Source organism: Saccharothrix deserti, assembly GCF_009769385.1.
Lineage (GTDB): Bacteria > Actinomycetota > Actinomycetes > Mycobacteriales > Pseudonocardiaceae > Actinosynnema > Actinosynnema deserti.
On sequence record NZ_ML775959.1, the window covers coordinates 535,515 to 555,798 of the forward strand.

General features: G+C 70.0%; 27 protein-coding genes. 12 read left to right on the forward strand and 15 right to left on the reverse strand.

Going from position 1 to position 20,284, the window contains the following annotated elements; all coding sequences use genetic code 11:
* Positions 1-314 precede the first annotated feature (314 nt).
* The gene (locus FM051_RS02010) at positions 315-1,625 is read right to left on the reverse strand and encodes an RICIN domain-containing protein (RefSeq protein ID WP_158839967.1); all 1,311 of its coding nucleotides are present in this window, start codon (positions 1,623-1,625) and stop codon (positions 315-317) included.
* 227 nt (positions 1,626-1,852) lie between these two features.
* Here FM051_RS02010 and FM051_RS53625 point away from each other — a divergent pair, with 227 nt between their 5' ends.
* From FM051_RS53625 to FM051_RS02020, 3 genes are all read left to right on the forward strand, one after another.
* Positions 1,853-1,993: a hypothetical protein gene (locus tag FM051_RS53625; protein WP_202918628.1), complete on the forward strand. Its 141-nt coding sequence runs from the start codon at positions 1,853-1,855 to the stop codon at positions 1,991-1,993.
* Entirely contained in the window at positions 1,990-2,166 is a 177-nt protein-coding gene (locus FM051_RS50370) for a hypothetical protein (RefSeq protein ID WP_202918629.1), read from the forward strand. Before FM051_RS53625 ends, FM051_RS50370 begins: the two co-directional genes overlap by 4 nt.
* A 159-nt stretch (positions 2,167-2,325) precedes the next feature.
* The gene (locus FM051_RS02020; protein ID WP_158839969.1) at positions 2,326-2,916 is read left to right on the forward strand and encodes a TetR/AcrR family transcriptional regulator; all 591 of its coding nucleotides are present in this window, start codon (positions 2,326-2,328) and stop codon (positions 2,914-2,916) included.
* Positions 2,917-3,226: 310 nt separating this feature from the next.
* On the opposite strand, the gene FM051_RS02025 is transcribed toward FM051_RS02020, so the two are convergent.
* Genes FM051_RS02025 through FM051_RS02040 form a run of 4 tightly spaced genes read right to left on the reverse strand, consistent with a single transcriptional unit; the run spans position 3,227 to position 6,901 of the window.
* The gene (locus FM051_RS02025; RefSeq protein WP_158839970.1) at positions 3,227-4,219 is read right to left on the reverse strand and encodes an acyltransferase family protein; all 993 of its coding nucleotides are present in this window, start codon (positions 4,217-4,219) and stop codon (positions 3,227-3,229) included.
* On the reverse strand, positions 4,216-5,178 hold the full coding sequence (locus FM051_RS02030) for a D-alanine--D-alanine ligase family protein (RefSeq protein WP_158839972.1): 963 nt from the start codon (positions 5,176-5,178) through the stop codon (positions 4,216-4,218). The genes FM051_RS02025 and FM051_RS02030 overlap by 4 nt, the downstream gene beginning before the upstream one ends.
* Positions 5,175-6,293 (reverse strand): alanine racemase, encoded by a 1,119-nt coding sequence (gene alr / locus FM051_RS02035; protein ID WP_158839974.1) that lies wholly within the window; start codon positions 6,291-6,293, stop codon positions 5,175-5,177. The genes FM051_RS02030 and alr overlap by 4 nt, the downstream gene beginning before the upstream one ends.
* The gene (locus FM051_RS02040) at positions 6,290-6,901 is read right to left on the reverse strand and encodes a M15 family metallopeptidase (RefSeq protein ID WP_158839976.1); all 612 of its coding nucleotides are present in this window, start codon (positions 6,899-6,901) and stop codon (positions 6,290-6,292) included. Before FM051_RS02040 ends, alr begins: the two co-directional genes overlap by 4 nt.
* Positions 6,902-7,139: 238 nt before the next feature.
* Here FM051_RS02040 and FM051_RS02045 point away from each other — a divergent pair, with 238 nt between their 5' ends.
* From FM051_RS02045 to FM051_RS02060, 4 genes are all read left to right on the forward strand, one after another.
* A complete protein-coding gene (locus FM051_RS02045) occupies positions 7,140-8,030 on the forward strand; it encodes a zeta toxin family protein (protein ID WP_158839977.1) in 891 nt (296 codons plus the stop codon).
* Positions 8,027-8,260 carry a hypothetical protein gene (locus FM051_RS02050; RefSeq protein WP_158839979.1) on the forward strand — a complete coding sequence of 78 codons (234 nt, stop codon included), beginning with the start codon at positions 8,027-8,029 and terminating at the stop codon, positions 8,258-8,260. The genes FM051_RS02045 and FM051_RS02050 overlap by 4 nt, the downstream gene beginning before the upstream one ends.
* Before the next feature lie 329 nt (positions 8,261-8,589).
* Positions 8,590-8,982, forward strand: coding sequence for an SDR family NAD(P)-dependent oxidoreductase (locus FM051_RS02055; RefSeq protein ID WP_274383431.1), 393 nt, complete (start codon positions 8,590-8,592; stop codon positions 8,980-8,982).
* A 391-nt stretch (positions 8,983-9,373) separates the two neighbouring features.
* Positions 9,374-9,874 (forward strand): hypothetical protein, encoded by a 501-nt coding sequence (locus tag FM051_RS02060; RefSeq protein ID WP_238412058.1) that lies wholly within the window; start codon positions 9,374-9,376, stop codon positions 9,872-9,874.
* Positions 9,875-10,072: 198 nt separating this feature from the next.
* Here FM051_RS02060 and FM051_RS02065 read toward each other — a convergent pair whose 3' ends face one another.
* The 5 genes from FM051_RS02065 to FM051_RS51455 all read right to left on the reverse strand — a co-directional run bounded on the left by FM051_RS02065 (position 10,073) and on the right by FM051_RS51455 (position 13,498).
* Positions 10,073-10,645 carry a hemerythrin domain-containing protein gene (locus FM051_RS02065; protein WP_238412060.1) on the reverse strand — a complete coding sequence of 191 codons (573 nt, stop codon included), beginning with the start codon at positions 10,643-10,645 and terminating at the stop codon, positions 10,073-10,075.
* A gap of 284 nt (positions 10,646-10,929) precedes the next feature.
* Positions 10,930-11,409 (reverse strand): SitI3 family protein, encoded by a 480-nt coding sequence (locus FM051_RS02070; protein ID WP_158839985.1) that lies wholly within the window; start codon positions 11,407-11,409, stop codon positions 10,930-10,932.
* Positions 11,410-11,433: 24 nt separating this feature from the next.
* Positions 11,434-12,408, reverse strand: coding sequence for a WXG100-like domain-containing protein (locus FM051_RS02075; RefSeq protein ID WP_476655312.1), 975 nt, complete (start codon positions 12,406-12,408; stop codon positions 11,434-11,436).
* Between the two features lie 33 nt (positions 12,409-12,441).
* Positions 12,442-12,771: a hypothetical protein gene (locus FM051_RS02080; protein WP_158839989.1), complete on the reverse strand. Its 330-nt coding sequence runs from the start codon at positions 12,769-12,771 to the stop codon at positions 12,442-12,444.
* Positions 12,772-12,826: 55 nt separating this feature from the next.
* A complete protein-coding gene (locus tag FM051_RS51455; protein ID WP_238412062.1) occupies positions 12,827-13,498 on the reverse strand; it encodes a YbaB/EbfC family nucleoid-associated protein in 672 nt (223 codons plus the stop codon).
* Positions 13,499-13,677: 179 nt separating this feature from the next.
* Here FM051_RS51455 and FM051_RS53900 point away from each other — a divergent pair, with 179 nt between their 5' ends.
* Positions 13,678-14,280 carry an MmyB family transcriptional regulator gene (locus tag FM051_RS53900; protein WP_202918631.1) on the forward strand — a complete coding sequence of 201 codons (603 nt, stop codon included), beginning with the start codon at positions 13,678-13,680 and terminating at the stop codon, positions 14,278-14,280.
* Here FM051_RS53900 and FM051_RS02095 read toward each other — a convergent pair.
* From FM051_RS02095 to FM051_RS02110, 4 genes are read right to left on the reverse strand one after another with little or no spacing between them, the layout of a single operon-like run.
* Positions 14,268-15,236: an aldo/keto reductase gene (locus FM051_RS02095; RefSeq protein WP_158839991.1), complete on the reverse strand. Its 969-nt coding sequence runs from the start codon at positions 15,234-15,236 to the stop codon at positions 14,268-14,270. The two genes, FM051_RS53900 and FM051_RS02095, sit on opposite strands and share 13 nt — an antisense overlap.
* Entirely contained in the window at positions 15,203-16,081 is an 879-nt protein-coding gene (locus tag FM051_RS54440; RefSeq protein WP_202918632.1) for an NADP-dependent oxidoreductase, read from the reverse strand. The genes FM051_RS02095 and FM051_RS54440 overlap by 34 nt, the downstream gene beginning before the upstream one ends.
* On the reverse strand, positions 16,078-17,220 hold the full coding sequence (locus FM051_RS02105; RefSeq protein ID WP_158839992.1) for a low temperature requirement protein A: 1,143 nt from the start codon (positions 17,218-17,220) through the stop codon (positions 16,078-16,080). The genes FM051_RS54440 and FM051_RS02105 overlap by 4 nt, the downstream gene beginning before the upstream one ends.
* Before the next feature lie 6 nt (positions 17,221-17,226).
* Positions 17,227-17,616, reverse strand: coding sequence for a nuclear transport factor 2 family protein (locus FM051_RS02110; protein ID WP_158839994.1), 390 nt, complete (start codon positions 17,614-17,616; stop codon positions 17,227-17,229).
* Between the two features lie 148 nt (positions 17,617-17,764).
* Here FM051_RS02110 and FM051_RS53000 point away from each other — a divergent pair, with 148 nt between their 5' ends.
* The 4 genes from FM051_RS53000 to FM051_RS51470 all read left to right on the forward strand — a co-directional run bounded on the left by FM051_RS53000 (position 17,765) and on the right by FM051_RS51470 (position 19,626).
* Positions 17,765-17,920 (forward strand): hypothetical protein, encoded by a 156-nt coding sequence (locus FM051_RS53000; RefSeq protein ID WP_158839996.1) that lies wholly within the window; start codon positions 17,765-17,767, stop codon positions 17,918-17,920.
* A gap of 10 nt (positions 17,921-17,930) precedes the next feature.
* Positions 17,931-18,626, forward strand: a complete 696-nt coding sequence (locus FM051_RS02120; protein WP_158839998.1) for a type 1 glutamine amidotransferase domain-containing protein — start codon at positions 17,931-17,933, stop codon at positions 18,624-18,626.
* 128 nt (positions 18,627-18,754) lie between these two features.
* Positions 18,755-19,183 (forward strand): helix-turn-helix domain-containing protein, encoded by a 429-nt coding sequence (locus FM051_RS51465; RefSeq protein WP_238412063.1) that lies wholly within the window; start codon positions 18,755-18,757, stop codon positions 19,181-19,183.
* On the forward strand, positions 19,132-19,626 hold the full coding sequence (locus tag FM051_RS51470) for an MmyB family transcriptional regulator (RefSeq protein ID WP_238412077.1): 495 nt from the start codon (positions 19,132-19,134) through the stop codon (positions 19,624-19,626). Before FM051_RS51465 ends, FM051_RS51470 begins: the two co-directional genes overlap by 52 nt.
* A 392-nt stretch (positions 19,627-20,018) precedes the next feature.
* Here FM051_RS51470 and FM051_RS02130 read toward each other — a convergent pair.
* On the reverse strand, positions 20,019-20,284 hold a 266-nt coding region (locus tag FM051_RS02130; RefSeq protein WP_476655313.1), incomplete at its 5' end, for a hypothetical protein.

Sequence of the window (20,284 nt, forward strand, 5' to 3'; positions counted from 1 at the left end):
CGGTCGAGCAGGGGTCTCCCGACGGGTGACAGACGACGGATTGGGTGAGTCGGCTCGTCGACCACCGCGCCGACCAGGTCGACCACCGCCGCTTGCGGGTGGTTTCGCCACCCACAAGCGGCGGATCGCCGTGCGGTCGGTGTTACGGGGCGGGCTCCCCGGACGGGACGGCGAGCCTGGTGCCCAACGCGGCCGGGGTACCGAAGTTCGGTGTCCCGTCGGCGTTCCAGGTGATCTTCTGGGCACGGGTGGAGCGGTTCATGTCGCGACCGCCACGACAATGCCTGTGGCAGGGTGCCGGCGCTCGTCCGCGGTCAGGCGGTGGCCTTGCCCCACCGTTGGTTCGCGCCACCGGTGCAGGCCCACTGGACGAGACGGGTCCCGCTCGTCGTGCCGGCCGAGGGGACGTCGAGGCACTTGCCGCTGGCGCGGTTGACCAGTGACACGGTGGTCGCGTCGTGCTCGCGCACGGTCCACTGCTGGTTGGTGCCGCCGTGGCAGCGCCATTGCAGGACGCTCGCGCCGTCCGCGGTCGAGCTGCTGGACACGTCCAGGCAGGAGCCGGTGGCGCGGTTGAGGACCTCGACGTAGCCGCCCGGCTTGGCGCGGAGCTGCCAGTGCTGGGACTGCGCGGTCGACGCGGTCGCCTGCTGGACCGCCGAGCCCGAGGTGTCCAGCCGCAGGCCGCTGTGCTGCGCGGTGAAGGTGGCGAACGGCCCCACACCGCCCGCGGTCTGCACCACCGTGCGGATCGTGCCGTCCGGGTTGTGCTGCAGGCGGTCCATCACGACCGACCTCTTGTAGCCACCGCCGCCCTCACGGGCGTTCTTGTGGTACGCGACGTACCACTGTCCCTGGTACTGGAAGAGCGAGTGGTGGTTGGTGTCCACGTTGACGTAGTCCAGGAGCACGCCGCGGTAGGTGAACGGACCCAGCGGCGACGAGCCGGTGGCGTAGTGGATCTGGCCGGGCCAGCCGGTCGAGTACGAGAAGTAGTAGGTGTCGCCGACCTTGTGCAGGTGCGGCGCCTCGCCGTACTGGGTCGCACCGGTCACGTCGATGTCGGTGATCGGCCCGGCCGTGGACACCATGTCCGCGCCCAACCGGACCACCTTGGGCGTCCGCGTGCCGAAGTACAGGTAGGACGAACCGTCGCCGTCGGTGAAGATCATCGGGTCGATGGGCTCGTCGCCGACGCCTGTGTCGCGGGCGCGGTCCACCAGCGCGCTGCCCCGCGCGTCGGTGAACGGGCCGGTCGGCGACGACGAGACGGCGACGCCGATCTTGGTCCGGTCCACGGGGAGGTAGAGGTAGTAGCGGCCGTTGCGCTCGGCCGCGCCGGGAGCCCACGCGTACTGGCTCGCCCAGGAGAAGCCCGCGATCGAGAAGATGTCGCCGTGATCGGTCCAGTCCACCAGGTTCGCCGACGAGTAGGACCGCCAGGACCGCGAGTCCCAGTAGGTGCCGCTGTTGGTCTGGTCGTCGGTGACGTAGAGGTGCACCCGCCCGTTGAACACGTGCGCCGAGGGGTCCGCGATGAAACGGTCGGGGACGATCGGGTTGGCGGCGCTCGCCGACTGCGCGCCGGCCACCACGGAGCCCGCGAGCAACCCGGCGACGACCACGCCGCGCAGTGCACCCTTGCGCCTGCCGCGTGCAGGTCGCGGGCGCGAGGGACCAACGTGTGACGTGTCGATGGTGATCACTTCCGTCCTGGTGGTTCAGGTGCGAAAGGCGGCGTGATCAACAGGCTAGAGATCCGGAGAGGCTCGCCGAAACCCCCGATCGAACGTGCCGTGCGCCGGCTTGTTGCTTGTAGGCCCGCCGTGCCGGGCGCTGCCTGTCGGAGGCGGTGCTCAGTGACCGGCTCCGGAAGTTGACCGCGACGGGCATCATGCGGCCCGTCCCGTACCGGGAGCCGGGCAGCCGCTCCCGCAACGAATACCGCCTGACCCGAAAGGGCTGGACCTGTGGCCCGTGGTGGCGGCGTTGAGACAATGGGGCGAGACGTACGCCGGCGAGCCGGAGGGGCCGGTCATGGACATCCGCCATGACGAGTGCGGAGCCCCGGTGCGTGTCGTGGTCGAGTGCACCGCCGGTCACGCCGCCCTGCCGCCTTCCGAGGTCACCGCCCGGCCCGGTCCGGCGGCCCGACCCCGGGCGTGACCTCCACGCGCTGAGACCGCACGCTCGCCGCACGGAGCTGGCCCGGTGACGATGGTGGTCTGGTGGCGGTAGTCGATCTTGGTCATGTCATACACTCTAGGCACACTCGTGCACTGAGTGTAAATTGCTTCATTGGGTGAATCTCCGTACCGTTGGTGCATGGCCCGGAAACCGACGCCTCTGCGTGAGCAGACCCGCACCGTGGTCCGCTCCCTGCTCGCCCGGACCGCTGTCGAGCTGTTCGCCGCCAAGGGGTACGACGACACGACGCTCGACGAGGTCGCCGCGGCCGCGGGTGTCTCCCGACGGACCCTGTTCAACTACTTCCGCAACAAGGAGGACCTCGCGCTCGGCGGCCTGTCCGAACAGGGCGAGCTGATCGCCGCGCGCTTCGCCGAGCGCCCGGCCGACGAGGACGCCTGGGCGTCACTGCGCGCGGCGTTCCAGGTGCTCGAAGAGATCGGGATGACGGCCGAGCGGCGGCTCGAGATGATCACGCTGCTGTTCGGGAACGAGGCCCTGCGCGCCGGCCACGCCGAGAAGCAGGCCCGCTGGCAGGACCTGCTCGCACCGCTGATCGAGCCGCGGTTGCCCGACTCCGACCGCCGCGCCCTGCAGGCGCGCGCGATCGCGGCCGCGGCGATCACCTGCCTCCAGGCGGCGAACGAGGAGTGGGCGCGCCTGGGCGGACAGGTCGACCTGTTCGACCTCTACGACACCGCCGTGCGAGCCATCCGCCGCCCCGCCTGAAACCCGGCCCCGCCGGCCCCCACAGCGCGACGAGCCAGAACGACACCAGGCCCGCCGCTGTCTTCGGCGACCGCGGAAAACCTGTGCCGCTCGAAAAGTCATCGCCGCAGGTCACGCGGCAGGTTTGTACTCGTTGACGAGTCCGCCCATGATCCGGGTGCGAAGGAGTCCGCGGGTACCGAGATCGTGCACTGCGGTGGGGTGCTCCTGGGCTTCGGGCGGTAGTTGGAAGCGCACCAGCCCCGGCAGCGGGAACTGCTCACCTTCCTGTTCGGAGCCTGCCGCGTTCGGGAGCGGCGTTCCCCTTCCGCTACCGCCGATCCGGTTCGGCGGCGGGTCGCCTGCCGCGCATGACGGGTTCCTCGATGTACCGCCAGCTCAGTGCCGCGGCGATGATCGTCAGCACCGCGGCCAGCGGTCCGGCGACCGCACCGAGCGAGGGGCGCAGCCACAGGGTCAGCGGGTAGTTCCACAGGTAGGCGCCGTAGGACAGGGTTCCCAGCATCGCCAGCGGACGGGAGAACCGTCCCAGGTTCTGCCAGTGCGACCAGGAAAGCAGCAGCACCGCCGTGCACCCGGCGATGGCAGGACCCCCGATCAGGTAGGTCAGCTCGTGGCCGCGCAACGGCACGACCGACAGCACCGCCAGCGCCACGAGCGCCACCGGCACCGCCCAGCGCGGCACGTGCCTGCCACGCAGGCGGGTCGCGGCGCCGATCACGAAGCAGACGAACCACGATGTCGGCAGCGCGTAGGCGTTGTCGGCGTTCGGCCACAGCCAGATCAAGGTCGCGACGCAGGCGGTGAGTGCGGCCAGACCGGTGGCTACCAATGCCACACCGACCCTGCCGCGCACCCAGGCGAACGTCAGCAACGCGGGCCAGAGCAGGTAGAACTGCTCCTCGGTGGCCAGCGTCCAGCCGTGGAACGCCGCCGCGCTGACGCCGCCGATCGGCAGGTTGCCGGTGAACGTCAGCAACACCGCCGCGGTCAGTGGCAGCCGGTCGCGGTCGCCCAGCGGGTCGAACACCCACGTCACGACGGCGAACACCAGCACCAGCGCGACCAGCGCGGGCAGCAGCCTGCGGGCCCGGCGCAGGTAGAACCGCCGGTAGTCGACCTTTCCCGTGCGCTCCAGCTCCTTGGCGAGCACGCCGGTGATCAGGTAGCCGCTGAGCGTGAAGAACATGACCACGCCGACCACCCCGGCGCCGGGGAAGATGTCCGGGAAGGCGTGCCGCAGCATCACCAGCAGGATGGCGATGCCGCGCATCACGTCCAGCCCGGCGATCCGTCCGCTCACCTGGCCGCCGCCGAACGGATGAGCCGGTCCAGCAGGTCCGGGTAGGACAGCCCGGCGGCGGCGAACATCTTGGGCACCTGTGATTGGGCGGTCATGCCCGGCATGGTGTTGACCTCGTTCAGCACGAATCCCTCGTCGGTCAGGAAGAAGTCGACCCTGGCGATGTCCCGGCAGCCGAGCACCTCGTACACGCGCAGCGCCGCATCGCTCAACGCCTTCGCCTCGACATCGGTCAGCGGGGCCGGAATCACGAAGTCGGCGCTCCCGTCGTACTTGACCGTCGTGTCGAACAGGCCCGACGACACCACGATCTCCAGCGGTGGCCCGGTCCGGCGGCCTTCGTCCGGGTCGTCCAGCACCGCGATGTCGATCTCCCGACCGGTGATGACCTCTTCGACCAGCACCCGCTCGTCCAGCTCCAGCGCGGCTTCGATCGCCGGCCCGAGGTCCTCCTCGTGCTCGACCAGGCGCACGCCGAAGCTCGACCCGGCGGCGACCGGCTTGACCACGACCGGCCCGGTGAAGTCCACAGTGGATGACCTGGTGACCAGCCTGCCGGGCGCCGTGCGCACCCCGACGGCCTCCGCGACCAGCTTGGTGGCCCACTTGTCCATCGCGAGCGCGCCCGCCCGCACCGGCGATCCCACGTACGGCACCCCGGCCAGCTCGCACAACGCGGCGAGCGTGCCGTCCTCGCCGAGCGGTCCGTGCACGAGCGGCAGGACCACGTCGCAGGTGGCCAGCACGTCCACCGCGGCGGCGAGGCTGCCCGACGTCGACGGGTCGAGCGGTTGGCCGCCCGGCCCGTGCCAGGTGCCGTCGCGGCCGATCGTCAACGACACCGCGTCGTACCTCGACGGGTCGAGCGCCGCGCGGACCGCGGCTGCGGAGGCGCAGGAGACGTCGTGTTCGCAGTTCTGCCCGCCGCCGATCACGGCGATCCGCGCCCGCTTCCTCATCGGACACACCGCCCCACGCGTGGACCGATGCCGGTCACGATCTCGTGCGCGATGGTGCCCGCCCAGCGCGCCCAGTCGTCCACCGTCGGTTCGCCGTCGTCACCCGGCCCGAACACCACCGCCTCGACGCCCGGCACGACCGGGTCGTCACCGACGTCGACCACTGCCTGGTCCATCGACACCATGCCGACCACCGGGCGACGCCTGCCGGCCAGCAGCACCTCGGCCCGGCCGGACACGGCGCGCCGCAGTCCGTCGGCATAGCCGACCGGCAGCAGCGCCAGCGTGGTCGCCCGCTCGGTGACGTGCGTGTGGCCGTAACCGACCCCGGTGCCCGCGGTCACCCGCCGCACCTGCACGACCGGTGCGGTGAGCCGCAGCGCCGGGCACAGCCGCGTGGTCCCGGAGGGGTCGATGCCCACCAGCCCGGCGCCGATCCGGACCAGGTCGAGGTGCGTGCCGGGATCGGTCAGCGTGGCGCTCGTGGCCGCCAGGTGCCGCACCGACGGCCGAAGTCCGGCCTGTCGCGCCATCTCGACGCCGCGCAGCATCGCCTGTCGTCCGCCCGCGTTCGCCGGGTTCCCGGGCTCATCGGCCCGCGCGAGGTGACCCATCACGCCGACGACCCGGACGCGTCCGGCGACCTCCGCGCGCCGGGCGGCGGCCATCAACGCGAGCCAGGTGTCCGGGGCGGCGCCGTCGCGGGCCATCCCGGTGTCGAGCTGGAGGTGAACGCGAACCGGCCGCCCGGGGTGTTCGATCGCGGCGAGGTGTTCCAGACTCGGCACGCTCAGGTCGATCCCGTGCCGCCACGCCGCGGACACATCGGCATCGACCCGGTTGAGCCAGCTCAGCACCGGGGCGTCCACACCGGACTCCCGCACCGCGACGGCCTCCGCGATCGACGTGACCCCGATCCAGGTCGCGCCGTTGGCCAGCGCGGTCGCGGTGACGGCGGCCAGGCCGTGCCCGAACCCGTCGGCCTTCACGACGGCCATCACCTCACCCCGCGCGGTCCGGACGAACCGCCGGGTGTTGGCCGCCACCGCATCCAGGTCGACCTGCAGCTCCGGACCGGCCGACACCTGCCTGGTGCCGGCCACAAGGGCGCTCATGCCGGCACAACCGCCTCGACCGGCACGTACAGGGCGTGCTCGGCGCCGGTGAGCAACGCCCAGTACCGATCGCCGTAGGACCAGTGCCACCACTCCGTCGGGTAGTTGACCAGCCCGGCGGAGCCGAGCGCCTCGGCGAGCACCGTCCTGTTGCGACGCGCCTCCGCGTCCACGTCGGCCTCGAACCAGCACGCTCCGTCGCTCTGTTCCGGTGTGTCGTCGACCGCGGTGCCCATCCACAACTCGGCGCCGTCGGCGCCGACGAGGGTGAGGTCCACCGCCGCGCCCGCCACGTGCGGCGCCACGGACACCGGAGCGACGAACCTGCTCGACAGCCGCTCCAGTTCGACGGCGTCCGCGGACGGGTGAAGCACCCGCAGCTCACCGGTGTACTCCTCGATGATCGCGCGCTGGGCGGCGACGCTGCGGTGACCCTCGATCACCTTGAAGTCCACTCCGCACGGCAGCGCCGCTCTGGCCTCGATCAGCCGCTCCGCGAGTCCCGACCGCACCAGCACGCCCGGCTCGAACGCCAGTGGCACCAGTGGATCACCGTTGTCCCGCACATGCACCGCGTGCACCCTCGGATCGGCCAGCAGGATCGTCATGCCCGGCAGGTTAAGGAAACGCCCGCACGCCGCGAAAGCCTCCGGGGCAACTTCCGATGATTTCTGGTGACTGTCTCATATGGACTGACGCAAACCCGGCAAAGCGGTCGTGCTGCCCGTTGCGGCAGCCTCGCCATCACCAGGCTGTCACGTCACGTCACCGTCACGTCACCGTCACGTCACCAGGAAGAGTGGTCCTGGCCGTTCGCACTGCGACCGTTGCCCTGCCGCGGCCAGCATGTCGACTGTGCTGAACCGTGCGTTCCGGGTCCTTCTCGCCGTCCTGACCGCGACGGTGCTGGTCGCCGCGCCCTCGGTCGCGTCCGCCGCCGTCGAACCCCTCACCGACGAGCAGTGGGCGGCGTACGTCGAAGCCCTTGACGCCGCCGTGGAGCAGGCGAAGCGGGACGGGCGGACCACCGATGTGCTGTACACCGTGAACGGTGACGGCGTGCGCTGGTTCTCGGCAAGGGTGATCCAGCAGCGCCTCGCCGCCGACGCCTTGTACGCCAAGGGTTACGAGGTGCCCGACGAGGGTCGGGCCGTGCTGACCGGCGGCCTGCCGGGCGCGGGCAAGACCACCGCGTTGACGAGCAGTCCGTTCATCGACATGTCGAAGTACCTGGTGTTGAGTTCCGACGACGCCAAGGAAGTGATGTGCGAGTACGGGATGATCCCCGAACTCGAGGGGTTCGCGCCGATGGAGACCGCGGACCTGATCCAGAAAGAGTCCTCCCTCATCACGAGGATGGTCGCGGACCGGGCGTACCGGGAGCGGAAGAACGTCATCTGGGACACCACGATGTCCTCGGTCGACGCGGTGGACCGGCGCGTCGCGCCGCTGCGCGAGGCCGGGTACGACGAGATCGCGGCGGTGTTCCTGGACGTGCCGATCGAGGTGAGCGTGCAGCGGGTCGACCGGCGCCACCGCGTCGGCTACGAGCGGTACCGCAACGGCGAGCGGTGCGAGGGGCGGCACGTGCCGGCCGAGTTCGTCCGCAAGCACGCCGACGCGGAGTGGGGCAGCGTGAACCGCAAGTCGTTCGAGGCGACCAAGCCGCGGTACGACCGTTGGTACTTCTACGACTCCACCGAGCTGCCGCCCGTTCTGGTCGACCAGGGTCCGTGAGCGAGGTCGCCGACCTGCTCGCCGCGTTGCGCGACGGCACGCTGGACCTGGAGACCGTGGCGCGGCGTTTTCGGGAGCGGAGTTGGCCCACCCCACCGGATGACGACCCCGTGACGACCGTGCCGGAGTCGTTCGAGGAGGTCGTGCTCGCCTACGCACGTGGTGACCTCACCGACGAGCAGTACACGACCCTGCTGTACGCAGCCGTTTCGGCGGCCGGAGGTCCTTGACGTCACGTACAAGGAGCTCGGGTCCGCGATCGGGCTGAAGGACATCGAGCTGCGCAACGAAATGCGTCTGGTGCTAGAACAGCTGGCCAATGATTGCCACACGCCGGGGAGCGTCCGATGACGGCGCTGGTGATCGCCTACGCCGAAAGGCCGAGCAACGGTGAACGTGCAGCCGCTGCGGCGGAAGCCACCGCGAGTCGGTCACCACGACAGGACCCGGCCTCGACGGGGGCATCGCGGTCGCGAGCGAACTGCGCTGAAGGTCAAGCGTTCCCTGGTATGCGTTCGGGGGGCATGCCGGGCCCGATCGTGGCCTGGATCCCGGCCGGGTGTCCACGCGACGCAATGTCTTCGGCGTCCACGGCGTGACACAGGCCTTCCTGCCCCTGCTGGCCCGTTCGCGCGGTGCCATCGTCAACAACCTGTCCACAGCGGCCCTCGTCCCGATACCGATCGTCCCGGCCTGCTCGATGTCGAAGGCGGCGGCGCTCTCCCTGACGCAGTCGCAGCGGATGCTCCTCGCCGATCAGGGCGTAAGAGTCCACGCCGTTTTCACCGGCCCGACCGACACCGACATGAACCGCGAGTTCGACTTCCCGAAGGCCTCGCCGGAATCGGTAGCGCGAGCCATCTTCGACGGTGTGGAGAACCAGGAGGAGGACATCTTCCCCGACTCCATGTCGCAGACCATGGCCGCCGGTTGGCGGAGTGGTCCTGGGTGAGTGGGGTCCCATGGGCTCACGTGGGTCTCCTCGGTCGTTGGTTCAGGAAATCGGCTCGGCGGCTTTCTCGATCAGTCGGGCGACGGCGTCGGGTTGCGAGACGCAGGCGGCGCGGCTGCCGGGCGTCTCGACCGTCGTTGCGCCGGCCCGTTCGGCTGTCGCTCGCTGGGCGGGTGGGGAATCATGCGGTCCCTTGGGTGGGACACGGGGGCTACCCGGCCTGGGCGGGCGACTCGGCGTGCCGACTCGGCCACATCACCCTTTTTGTGATCTTCCTACAGCCGTACCGTGTGCCCCGAACGCGCGGCTGGCGGTTGCTTTCGTGAACGGTCGTCGGCCGCTGGCAACGCCGGACAAAGGGGCTCGCACAGTGCCTGTCGACCTTTCCCCCGTGATCGCGGCCACGACCCAGTGGCTGGTGCGGGCCTACCCGGCCGCGAGGGGTGGGAGCTTCAGCGACACCTTGGTGAAGGTGCAGGCGCGACAGGCGGTGACGGTCGCGGCCTGGCTGCGCTACCCCACCGCGCTCGATGCGGCGTTCCTGGAGATGGCGGGTCCGGGCGGGGCGGACGGGCTGGACCGGCTCGTGGGCGCCGACGTGGAGCCCCTGGACGACCAGGGGTGGCGCAGCTGGGTGGACGAGGTCGTCGCGAGCTGGGCGGCGTGCCTGCTGATCGACCCGGAACTCGCGGCGAGCGCGGTGGAGGCCCTGGACGTGACCGATCACGGACGCGAGTTCGAACGGGATTTCCGCCGGCTGACCCGACCCGACGACCGGGACCGGGAGGCCGCGGCCCTGCTCCGCCACCCGGATCTGCCGGCACCGGTGGCGGACCTCCACCGCGGTCAACTGCTCGAGCGCCTCGGCGCGGGCAGCCTCGACGCTGCCTGACCGACCCGCGAACCAGGGCAGCGTGCCCCAGGCCCCGGCGATGGGGCGAGTGCCACCAGTGTCAGGCGAGGCGGGCTCGGCTCCGCGCTCTGCGGGGCCGGGCCCACCCGGCTGAAGCGTGCACGGGGGTGCTGGTAGGGGACCGTGTCCCGTCGAGCCCGAAGCAAGCTCCGCCGACGCGCGACGGCCTGACCGATGTCAGCGCTCGTCGTGGGACTGACGCCAGTCGCGGACCGCGTCCCGCACCCGGTCGAAAACCGCCATGGGCGGCCCGGCCAGCATCTGCGTTATCGCCGATTCGCCGACACCGGGGTGGGGACGCGTCGGGGCGATCGCCTCCGCCGCCCGCACCGCGCCCGCCATGCGCCGCAGCTGGTCCTGGTCCAGGTTTTGCCGCAGGAAGATGAACTCCTCGTTCTCCTCTCGTGTGGCGTGCTCGATGACCGCCTGTGACAGCATCATCAGCTTGGCGTCGAACTCCGGGTGGTCCACGCCCATGTCGTGCAGCTCGGCCAGGGCGGTCTTCGCCTCGTCCTCTTCCTCGAGGCGGGCGTCCACGACCTGCTCCCCGCCTTCGATCCGACGGCGGGCGGTGGGGTGGACGACCTCCTCCTCGGCGCTCTCGTGCACCGCCAGCAGCCGGACCAGATCCTCGAACAGTTCCCGCTTGCTGTCGCCCGTGGCGGTCCTGAGCTGCTCGAACAGCCTCTTGATCTCGTTGTGCTGGGCGAGCAGCAGTTCAACCACGTCCTGTTCCTGCGCTGTGGTCACGCCGATCACCTCCTGGGTCAGACGGCAGACTCGCTCTGGACTTCCCCAGGGGGCGTGCGTCCATGCGCGGCGTGCGCATGGACGCACGGGGCTCAAGGTGAGCGGGCCGCGGCGGACGGGCGGTTCGGTCATGCCTGCTGCGGGCCTGCCTGGACGAACAGGAGCCGCGCTGCCGCGCACCTCATCATCGCTGGAGGCAGGGCCTCACGTTTGCCGGCGCCGTCGGCGCGAGGCTTCGGGTTCGTCGGCACCTTCCGTCGCGGTTCTCGTGGTGTTCGTCGGCGTCACCCGGTGAACGCGAGGGGCTTGCGGTGGTGGGGAGGGGCGAGCAGGGACGTGCGGTGTGGTGGCCACAGGTCGTCCTGGTCGCTGATGACCGTCTCGTCTCCCGAGCGCAGCAGCCAGACCTCCTCGAGGTCGCAGTGCAGCACGAGGTCGCCCGGTACGCGGCCGAGCAGATCGGAGACCAGTTTGATCATGTCGTCGGTCTGCGTGTCGATGTCGCCGAACTTGTCGAATCGGAAGACCGCGGTGACCGTGGGGCGGAAACCGAAGCTGGTGAGCGCCGGGGGCCAGGGGCTGGGGGGTGTGGCGATCACGCGGAACCAGGTGCCGGACGTGGTGACGACGCCGGGATCGAGCACTCCGGTTTCGCTGGTGGACGCCGCGAGCAGCCCGACATCCACGGCCACCCGGTGGAGTTCGCCTGCCACCTGTGCCGCGGACAGCGGTGTCTTCACGTCGAGGGTGTAAGAAATGGCCATGTGCCTGTCCTCGTCCAAGGTGGGCTAGGGGTACAACCGTACCAAGTTTTTGTTCTTGTCGATGCCGACCACTTCTTTCAATCCCTCGACCTCGTAGTTGTGCAGGTTGTCGCGCACGACCTGCGGGTCGACGTGGCTGTCACCGAAATTGACCACGACGCGGTCGACCTGTCCTGAGGCCACCTTCTTCTGGATGTTGTCGTGAATGCCTCTCTCGGATGCGGCCCCTGGTGCGTAGTTGTCGAAGTACTTGCCTTCGATGAGGTAGTCGGGCGCTTTGCCGTTGGGCTTCACGGCTGGGTTCTGCTCGACGTCGAAGCCCTGTTTGGCCAGGACTTCGGCGGACTCGTTCTCCCTGTTGTCGCTCCGCTGCCGTTCTGCGCTCGCCTTGGGATCGCTCACGGTCGGAGTGCCGTGGGGCCGGGCGTCGGGGTCGGGTTGCCGTGACGGCGGTGTGTACCCGGGAGCGGTGTCCGGAAATTCGGCGCGGGGTTTCCCGCGTTCGTCATCGCCGCGCGCGGCGATCCGGTCCGCCATCGTGGTGATGAATTGGTCCACCGAGGTGGCGACCGAGTCCACGAATGCGTCGAGAGGCGTGGGGACCGCGATTCCACCGACATCCCTCTGGAACGCCGAGTTGAGCAGGTACAGCGGTTCGAGGGACTCCACGTGTTCCTTGATGGCCTCCTTCGTGTACCTGATGTCCGAACCGAACGCCGAGGACAGCCTGCCGAGTCGCTGCATCCTCTGGCCGGTGCGCAATGTCGAACCGCGCTGCTGGGCCGTCCTCAGCCGCAACTCGTCACCTCCCTGGTCACCCCAGGCCGACTTCGGCGGCTCTTCACCGGATTGGCCGCCATGGTCGACGAAGACGTCACCGGCCCCGCTCCACGCGAGGCCGAGCCCGTCCATCTGCTCCTCGACGGTCGTGGGCCACCGGTGTTGCATCCGGTTCTTGACCTGGAGCCAGAGACGCGCGGTGGGCTCGGGAATCGGCATGGCCGTGTGCTCTCCTGATCGAGGTTGGTCGCCCTAGCGGGGAGGGGAGAAGCCGTCCCGGCCGGCTTGGTCGTGGGCCAGGTACGTCTCCACACCCGCCTGGGCGGCGTCGGCGAGTTCCTCGTACCTGACGGGCTCGTGTTCGGCGGTCGTCCGGAGCGCTTGGGCGGCCGCGTCGTAGCTGTTGCGGAACGTCCGGGCGAGGAGGTCCGCCGGATCGCCGATACCGCCCTCCTCGGTGTCGATCGCGGCTTTCGCCCTGCTCCACGCGTCCGCCAACGCGGCGGCGGTCACGCGCAGCGATCTCACCGCGTCCTCGACCTCGGGCGTCGCCATGTGGACGAACCCGCCTAGTTGACTCACTTCCACCTCCGTGTCGGGTCGGTGCGCGCACCCGGTCGTGCGCGGGAACTCCCGTTCACGAGCGCCGCCGCGGCGAACGGCCGGCCCGGATCCGCGCACTCGCGGCCGACACCTCGTCCCTCGCCCGCTCGGCGGCTTCGCGCACGGTGCCGGTGATGTCCGCGGCGAGCCGACCCGAGTCGGTCACGCGGTAGAGCCTGGGGTTGAGCCCGAGGTCGCGCAGCCGGCCGTGGCCATCCGTCGTGGCGGTGATCAAGCCGTCACCGGACACGGCCGTGCCGCTGATGCCCGTCACCTGCGCGCGCAGGTCCAGCAGGTTCTGCCGGAAAGCCCCGAGGTCGAGGTTCATCTCCAGGGCCGGCAGGGAGGGGGCGTCGCGACGGGGTCGGGGCGGATTCGCGATCAGGCGGTCCAACTCGTCGATCAGCGGGTCGAAGACGAGATCGACCTCGTCCGGGTCGCGGCGGCCGGGCAGCAGCACGGCGGCGACCTCGACCGCCTCGCGGTGCGCGACACTCTCGGCCGCCCGGACCGTCGCCACGACACCGCGGGCCAGGTCGTCGACCTCCAGGTTCCGGTAGACACGTGGCTCCAGGCCGAGTTTTAGGAGCCTGCCGCGGTGATCGACGACTGCCGTGATGAGACCGTCGCGGGACTGCGTGCGCGCCCGGACATCGGCGAACTCGCGGAACACCCGGTCGACCCGCTGGGCGGGTGTCTCGATCATGCGCACAGCATGGTGAACCCGCGTGGCGGGCGGACCGGGCTGACCTGTTGCTGCCAGGAACCCACCCGGGCTCGACCCCGCCCGACCGCCACCATCAGCGGGACGGAGCGCCTTGCCGGCGAATCGGTCGGTCCGGCAGGTTGTGGGCTCTGAAGGTATCTGGATGCCACGGCCGGGACATGTCAAGCCCGAGACGGCGACCGCGCCGGCGCACCGCGCAACAGGCGCAGCCGCAGCTGCGTCGACTGCTCGACAACCTCACCACGATTCCCGGCATGGTGCTGGGCCGCAGCACGGACATCCTGGCGTGGAACCCGCTCGCCGCCGCCCGTACGGTCGTCGCACATCTGCGGACGCGCGCCGCCAAATACCCCGACGACCCGCGGTTGGCCGTCCTCGTCGGCGAACTGTCGATGCGGAGCCCTGAATTCCGGAAGTGGTGGGGAGCCCACCCCGTGGCCGCCCGCACCATGAGCACCAAGGCGCTCAACCACCCGGTCGTCGGCACCCTCACCCTCGACTGGAACCTCCTCGCCAGTGGCACCGACGCCGGCCAGGAACTCGTCATCTGGACTGCCGAACCCGCACGCCTTCCTACGAAAGTCTGCAGATCCTCTCCTCCTGGAACGCGACCGCGACGGGCAGTGCCACCTTGTGACCTACTGCGTGTCCTTCGCGCCGGCGGAGTTGCTCCTCCCAGGCGGGTTTGGTTCGCGAGAACGGAAGCCCATGCTTGTCGCTTTCAGCATGACTTCCGCCTGCACGTTCCTCACCACCAGTAGTTGTCCTGGGGCGTGTAGGACGCCTCCAGTTCGGTGGTCTCAGCGTCGGTGAGTGAGAGATCGAGGGCGGCGACGGCGTCCGCCAGGTGGTTCGGCTTCGTGGCGCCCACTACCGGGCAGGACACGACCGGCTTGGACAGCACCCAGGCCAGGGCCACCTGAGCCATCGGAACGCCGCGAGCTCGGGCGATCTCGTGGATGGTGTCGACGACCGGCTTGTCGGCGTCCCGGTCGAAGGTCTTGGCGACGCTGTCCGACGAGGAGCGTGCGGTTTGTTCGCCCCAGGGGCGGGCCGCGCGGCCCTTGGCCAGCGGGGAGTACGGGGTCAGGCCGACGCCCTGGTCGAGGCACATCGGGATCATGTCCCGTTCCTCTTCCCGCTTGAGCACGTTGTACTGGTCCTGCATCGCCGCGAACGTGGTCCACCCGTTGAGCACCGCGGCGTGCTGCATCTTCGCGAACTGCCACGCCCACATCGACGACGCACCGAGGTAGCGCACCTTGCCCGTCCGGACCAGGTCGTCCAGGGTCGCCATGGTCTCCTCGACCGGTGTCTCGGGGTCGAAGCGGTGGAGGTAGTAGAGGTCGATGTAGTCGGTGCCCAGCCGCCGCAACGAGGCGTCCACCTGTTCGAGGATCGCCTTGCGGGACAGGCCGCTGCCGCCGGGGCCCTCGTGCATCTTCCCGCTGACCTTGGTCGCGAGCACGACGTCCTCGCGACGGGAGAACCTGCCGATCGCCCGGCCGACGAACTGCTCCGAGGTGCCGCCCTGATAGACGTTCGCGGTGTCCCAGAACGTGACGCCCAATTCGACGGCCTGCCGGAAGAACGGGGCCGCGGCGTCCTCGTCCAGCGTCCACCGGTGCATGCCGGCGCCGGCATTGCCGTAGCTCATGCAGCCCAGCCCGATCCGGCTCACCTTCAGGCCCGTACGGCCCAGCCGTGTGTACTCCACCTCAATGCCCTTTTCTGCGTTTGACCCACGATGCGGACGGAGGCCGTCGACCTCATGTTCGCAGGACGACCTTGCCCTGGACGTGGCCGGCTTCGACGAGCCGGTGGGCCTGGGCCGCGTCGGCGAGGTCGAAGACCTGGGCGACCTCGGGAACGACGGCTTTCACCGCGGCGAGGTGTGTGATCTGTTCGAGCCATGCTCGCTCGGTGTGGACGGCGGTGGTGGCGACCCGGACACCGGCGGCCTCGGCTGCCGCTCGCAGGTCGTCGGCCGCGCAGCCAGTCGTGCTTGGCCGCGCCCGCCACCGCGGTGACCGTGGCGCCGAGGTGGTGGGCGATCTGCACGGCGAAGTGACCGACACCGCCGCCGGCACCGGTGATGAGGACGCGTTGGCCCTTCGTGACGCGGGCGGTGTCGGCGAACGCCTGCCAGGCGGTCATCGCCGCCAGGGGGAGTGCCGCCGCGGCGTCGTCGGTGAGCGTGTCCGGGGTGGGTGCGAGGTCGACGGCCGGGACGATCGCGTACTGGGCGTACGCGGCGCCCTCGCGGGGGAAGCGGGCCATGCCGAACACGCGGTCGCCGACGGCCAGGGTGTTCACCTGGCTGCCGACCGCTTCCACCGTGCCGGCGAGGTCCCAGCCCGGGGTGAACGGCAACGAGATGACGCCGGCCGCGGCCATGCCACCGCCGGTGCGGGTCATCACGTCGATCGGGTTGACCCCCGCGAACGCGACGCGGACGAGGACCTCATCGGCGGCCAGCGCGTCCGGGGTTGGGGGCGCCTGTTCCACCAGTTCGAGGACCTCGGGCCCGCCGAACCGTGTCTGGATGATCTTCGTGCTCATGCGGTGGGCCTTTCTGCGTTCATGTACGGGAGGTGCCGCTCAGGGTCTTCATGCCGGTGCGCGATCCGGGCCTCCCACACGTTGAGGGCCACCAGCACGGCGACGAGCGCGGCCATCGCGGCGAGCGCCGGCACGTACCCGGCCGGCGGCAGCAGGGCCAGGCACAGGACGGCGGCGCTGAGCCGGGTGGTGGAGACCGTGTGGAACATCCGCCACCGGGTGTAGCCGAACGTGGCCAGGTAGAGCGCGGCGCCTCCGAACAGCAGGGCCGCGGCGTCGGTGTGCAGGTGTGCGAGCGGGTGCGTGATCACTTCGCCGGTGGCGGCCGCGATCGCGATGGTGCTGCCGATGAACGCGAGGTGCCCGTACGGCAGTACCGGCCGGATCACCTCCATGGCGACCTCGGCGGTGCGCAGCGCGTGCCGGATGGCACCGGCGGCGAACACGAAGTACACCCACCACAGCGCGCAGACCAGCGCGAAGGCCACGGCGACCGCGGCGAGCCGGTCCGGTGTCAGCGGTTGGTGTCCGGCCACCACACCGGTCTTGGCGACCGACTCGCCGAGTGCGATGATCAGGAACAAGCCGAACCGTTCGGGCAGGTGTGACGGCTCGTACGCGATCCGGGCCATCCGCCGCCGCGCGAGCAACGGAACGAGCAGGTCCACCCCGGCCGCGAGCGCCCACAGCGCCACCCGCACCCCGCCGTCGGCCAGGCCTCCGAGCGCGAGCAGCGGGCCGCTGACGAACGCGGCCGCGGTGAAGGGGTTGAACCCGACGCCGCGGTAGCTGCGCCACATCAGCGCGTAGAGCACCAGACGAGCGACCCAGTAGCCGGCCCCGAACAACAGTCCGCGTGACCCGTACGCCTCCGGCAGCGCCAAGGCCATGAACAGGCCGCACAACCCGACAGCGAACACACCCAGCCGGGCCCGGGTCCGATCGACGTCGTGCAAGTTGGCGTGCATGGTCATGCCCACCCACGCCCAGTAGATCGGGATGAACACCACCAGCGCCCGCGCCGCCCCCGACCAGGAGTGGTCGGCGTGCAGCAGGCTGGTCACCTGCGTGATCGCGACGACGAACACCAGGTCGAAGAACAATTCGACCCAGGTGACTCGCTTCTCCTGGTCAGGCACAGGGCGTCAGCCGTTGAGCGCGCGGTCGACGACGAGGCTGTCGGCGGCCTGTTGCAGTCGGGCGAGCTTGCCGTCGCGGACGGTCCACAGGTGGATGAACCGCACCTGGACGCTCGTGCCCGTCTTGGTCGATCCCTCGTAGTGCCCGAAAGCGATGACGCGGTCGCCGTCGGCGTAGAACTCCTCGCCCACCGCGTAGAAGACGTCGAACCGCCCGAACAGCGGGCCGAAGAAGTCGTTCACGACGCTGTCGAAGCCGTGGTAGACGCCACCGCCCGGAAAGCCGGGTGTGATGTCCCAGACGATGTCCGGCGCCATGACCTCCTGGGCGACGACCGGGTCGCCCTTGGACTCGTACATGCGCCGGACGACGGCGATGTTCGCGGAGTCGGACACGTCATGTTCCTCGACGGGTTGCGGTCAGGTCCTTGCAGCATGCAGCGGCCGTCGCCGGAGCCGGGAGGGACAGTTTTCTCCCTGGATGGATCGCTCCCCGGATGAAACTCTCCCTTTCACGGGCGCCCGGACGCGGAAAGACTCAGCGATGGAATGCGGCGTCGGCACGCTCGGCGAGATCGCGTACGCCTTCGACCACCTGGGCGTGGACGGTGTGGCCCTGATGACCAACACCGGCGGCGCGTACCTGGGCGACCTGCGCCTCGCCCGCCGGAATCCCGCCCCCGTAGATCCACAACCCTAGGGAGACACCCGTGACGAAGGTCCTCTTCGTGATCACCGCCGCCGACCACTGGACCCTGGCCGACGGCACCGGACATCCGGCCGGCTTCTGGGCCGAGGAGGCGATCGGCCCGTACCAGGTGTTCAAGGAAGCCGGCTACGAGATCGCCGCGGCGACCCCGGGCGGCGTGCCGCCCACGGCCGACGCGCTGAGCCTCACCCCCGACTTCAACGGCGGCCCCGAGGGTGCCGAACGGATGAAGACCGCGCTGCGCGAGGCGACCGAGCTGGCGCACCCGATGCGCATCGAAGACGCGGACCACCGCGACTACGACGCCGTCTTCTACCCCGGCGGCTGGGGACCCATGGAGGACCTGCCGGACAACGCCGAGTCCGGCGAGCTGCTCACCGAGCGGCTCGCCTCCGGCAAGCTGATCGCCCTGGTCTGCCACGGACCCGCGGCACTGCTGGCCACCGCCGACGCCGACGGCAGGTCCCCCTTCGCCGGCTACCGCCTGACCGGTCTCAGCAACGCCGAGGAGATCCAGAACGGCCTGGCCGACCGTGCCAAGTGGCTGCTCCAGGACCGGCTCGTCGAGCTGGGCGTGGACTACCGCGAAGGCGAGCCGTACCAGCCGCACGTCGAGGTGGACCGCACCCTCTACACCGGACAGAATCCGGCGTCGGCCGTTCCGCTGGCCCAGGAGATCGTCAAAGCCCTGAGCTGACACATGAGCGTTCGACGGCCTGGGGGCGCATACCCGGGCCGCCAAGCCGTCCCCCGCAGGCCTGACGAGAGGTAGCGTGTCGGTGAGATCCTCCCGCACAGCGCAAATTCCGTACGAGGCTGACAGTCATGACCCGCGATCCGAACCGCAACGACCTGGGCGAGTTCCTCAAGGCCCGCCGCAGCGAGCTGAACCCCGCCGACCTCGGCCTGCCCACCGACGGCCAAGCCAGGCGGGTCGCCGGCCTGCGCCGTGAGGAGGTCGCCCTGCTCGCCGCCATCAGCACCGACTACTACACCCGCCTCGAACAAGGCCGTATCCAGGCATCCCCCTCCGTCCTGGCCTCGCTGTCCCAAGTGCTGCGCCTGGACCAGGACCAGCGCGCCTACCTCCACGAACTCGCCGGCCGGCACAGCCACCGTCCAGACCACCGTCCAGCCGGCTACCAGGCCGAGCCCCAGCTGCAGCGGATGCTCGACGACATGGCCCACACCCCGCCTTCGTCATCGGCCCCCGCACCGAGGTCGTCGCGTGGAACACCATGGGCGCCGCACTGATCACCGACTTCTCCAAGCTCCCGGACGAGCGGTACTACATCCGGCTGCTGTTCACCGACCCGGCGATGCGCGACCTCTACGCCGACTGGGAAGGCGTCACCCGCCTGGCCATCGCCCAGATGCGCAGGCACAACGCCGCCAACCCCGGCGACCCCCGACTCACCGCCCTCGTCGACGAGTTGTCCGCCCACCACCCCCAATTCCGGCAATGGTGGGCAGACCACGAGGTGGCCACCCGCGGCACCGGCACCAAACACCTGCACCACCCGGTCGTCGGCGACCTCACCCTCGACTGGAACGCGGTCACCTGGGCTGCCCAGCCCGACCTGCAGATCATCGTCTGGACCGCCGAAGCCCGCAGCCCGTCCAGCGACGGCCTGCAGTTGCTCGCCGCCTTCACCGCCGACAACGCCGCTCGCACGACCGGTGCGAACGCAGGCTGATCTCACGAGTCGCCGGGGCCGCCGCCTGGTCTTACCGGCCGCACGGGGGGCTACCGGCGACGACGTGTGGGTGGGGCTCCGCTGGACAGCGGATCGTCGACTCGCCGGCAGGACCGGCTCGTGGAACGTAGCGCAGACGATCTTCCGGTGTCGTCGTCCACAATGGGCGGCGGCCTCGCTGTGGGACGTCGGCCAAGGTCTTCAATCGACAGCGTCTAATTCGGACACTGCAATCCACAGTAAGCCGCCGGGCCGACCTGTGGCTGACGGCTCGTCAACGCGGGTGAATTTTTGGCCCGCTCGGACAACGCCAGATCCATAATGGACTGAAGGCGCAGCCGCCCTCGCGGGTCAAGGGTCATTCCCCCGAGGACCGCTTCGACACCAGTCACCTAGCAGGTGCCGTCCGACTCCTTCATGCCCGTGTTGGCGCCTGCCGTCCGGCTCACGATGTTCGGTACGCAGTTGGTCTGGTCGAGCTTGTAGCTGTAAGGGATGTTGACCGTGGTGGTGGACTTGGGGTCCGGACCTGCGGGGTTGGTCTCGCTGTCGGGGCTGGACCAGGTCACGTTGTCGAAGATGTTGCCGCTGACCTGCCAGTACCCGGCCTGGTCGGTGTAGAAGGTGCCGAGGACGTCACGGGAGTTCTTGAAGTAGT

Bases quoted from the DNA above. Each gene is read 5' to 3' on its own strand.
- FM051_RS02020 (WP_158839969.1), top strand. From the start codon at position 2,326: ATGGCCCGGAAACCGACGCCTCTGCGTGAGCAGACCCGCACCGTGGTC.
- FM051_RS02030 (WP_158839972.1), bottom strand. From the start codon at position 5,178: ATGAGGAAGCGGGCGCGGATCGCCGTGATCGGCGGCGGGCAGAACTGC.
- alr (WP_158839974.1), bottom strand. From the start codon at position 6,293: ATGAGCGCCCTTGTGGCCGGCACCAGGCAGGTGTCGGCCGGTCCGGAG.
- FM051_RS02040 (WP_158839976.1), bottom strand. From the start codon at position 6,901: ATGACGATCCTGCTGGCCGATCCGAGGGTGCACGCGGTGCATGTGCGG.
- FM051_RS02045 (WP_158839977.1), top strand. From the start codon at position 7,140: ATGTCGACTGTGCTGAACCGTGCGTTCCGGGTCCTTCTCGCCGTCCTG.
- FM051_RS02070 (WP_158839985.1), bottom strand. From the start codon at position 11,409: ATGGCCATTTCTTACACCCTCGACGTGAAGACACCGCTGTCCGCGGCA.
- FM051_RS02075 (WP_476655312.1), bottom strand. From the start codon at position 12,408: ATGCCGATTCCCGAGCCCACCGCGCGTCTCTGGCTCCAGGTCAAGAAC.
- FM051_RS51455 (WP_238412062.1), bottom strand. From the start codon at position 13,498: ATGATCGAGACACCCGCCCAGCGGGTCGACCGGGTGTTCCGCGAGTTC.
- FM051_RS53900 (WP_202918631.1), top strand. From the start codon at position 13,678: ATGTCAAGCCCGAGACGGCGACCGCGCCGGCGCACCGCGCAACAGGCG.
- FM051_RS54440 (WP_202918632.1), bottom strand. From the start codon at position 16,081: ATGAGCACGAAGATCATCCAGACACGGTTCGGCGGGCCCGAGGTCCTC.
- FM051_RS53000 (WP_158839996.1), top strand. From the start codon at position 17,765: ATGGAATGCGGCGTCGGCACGCTCGGCGAGATCGCGTACGCCTTCGAC.
- FM051_RS51465 (WP_238412063.1), top strand. From the start codon at position 18,755: ATGACCCGCGATCCGAACCGCAACGACCTGGGCGAGTTCCTCAAGGCC.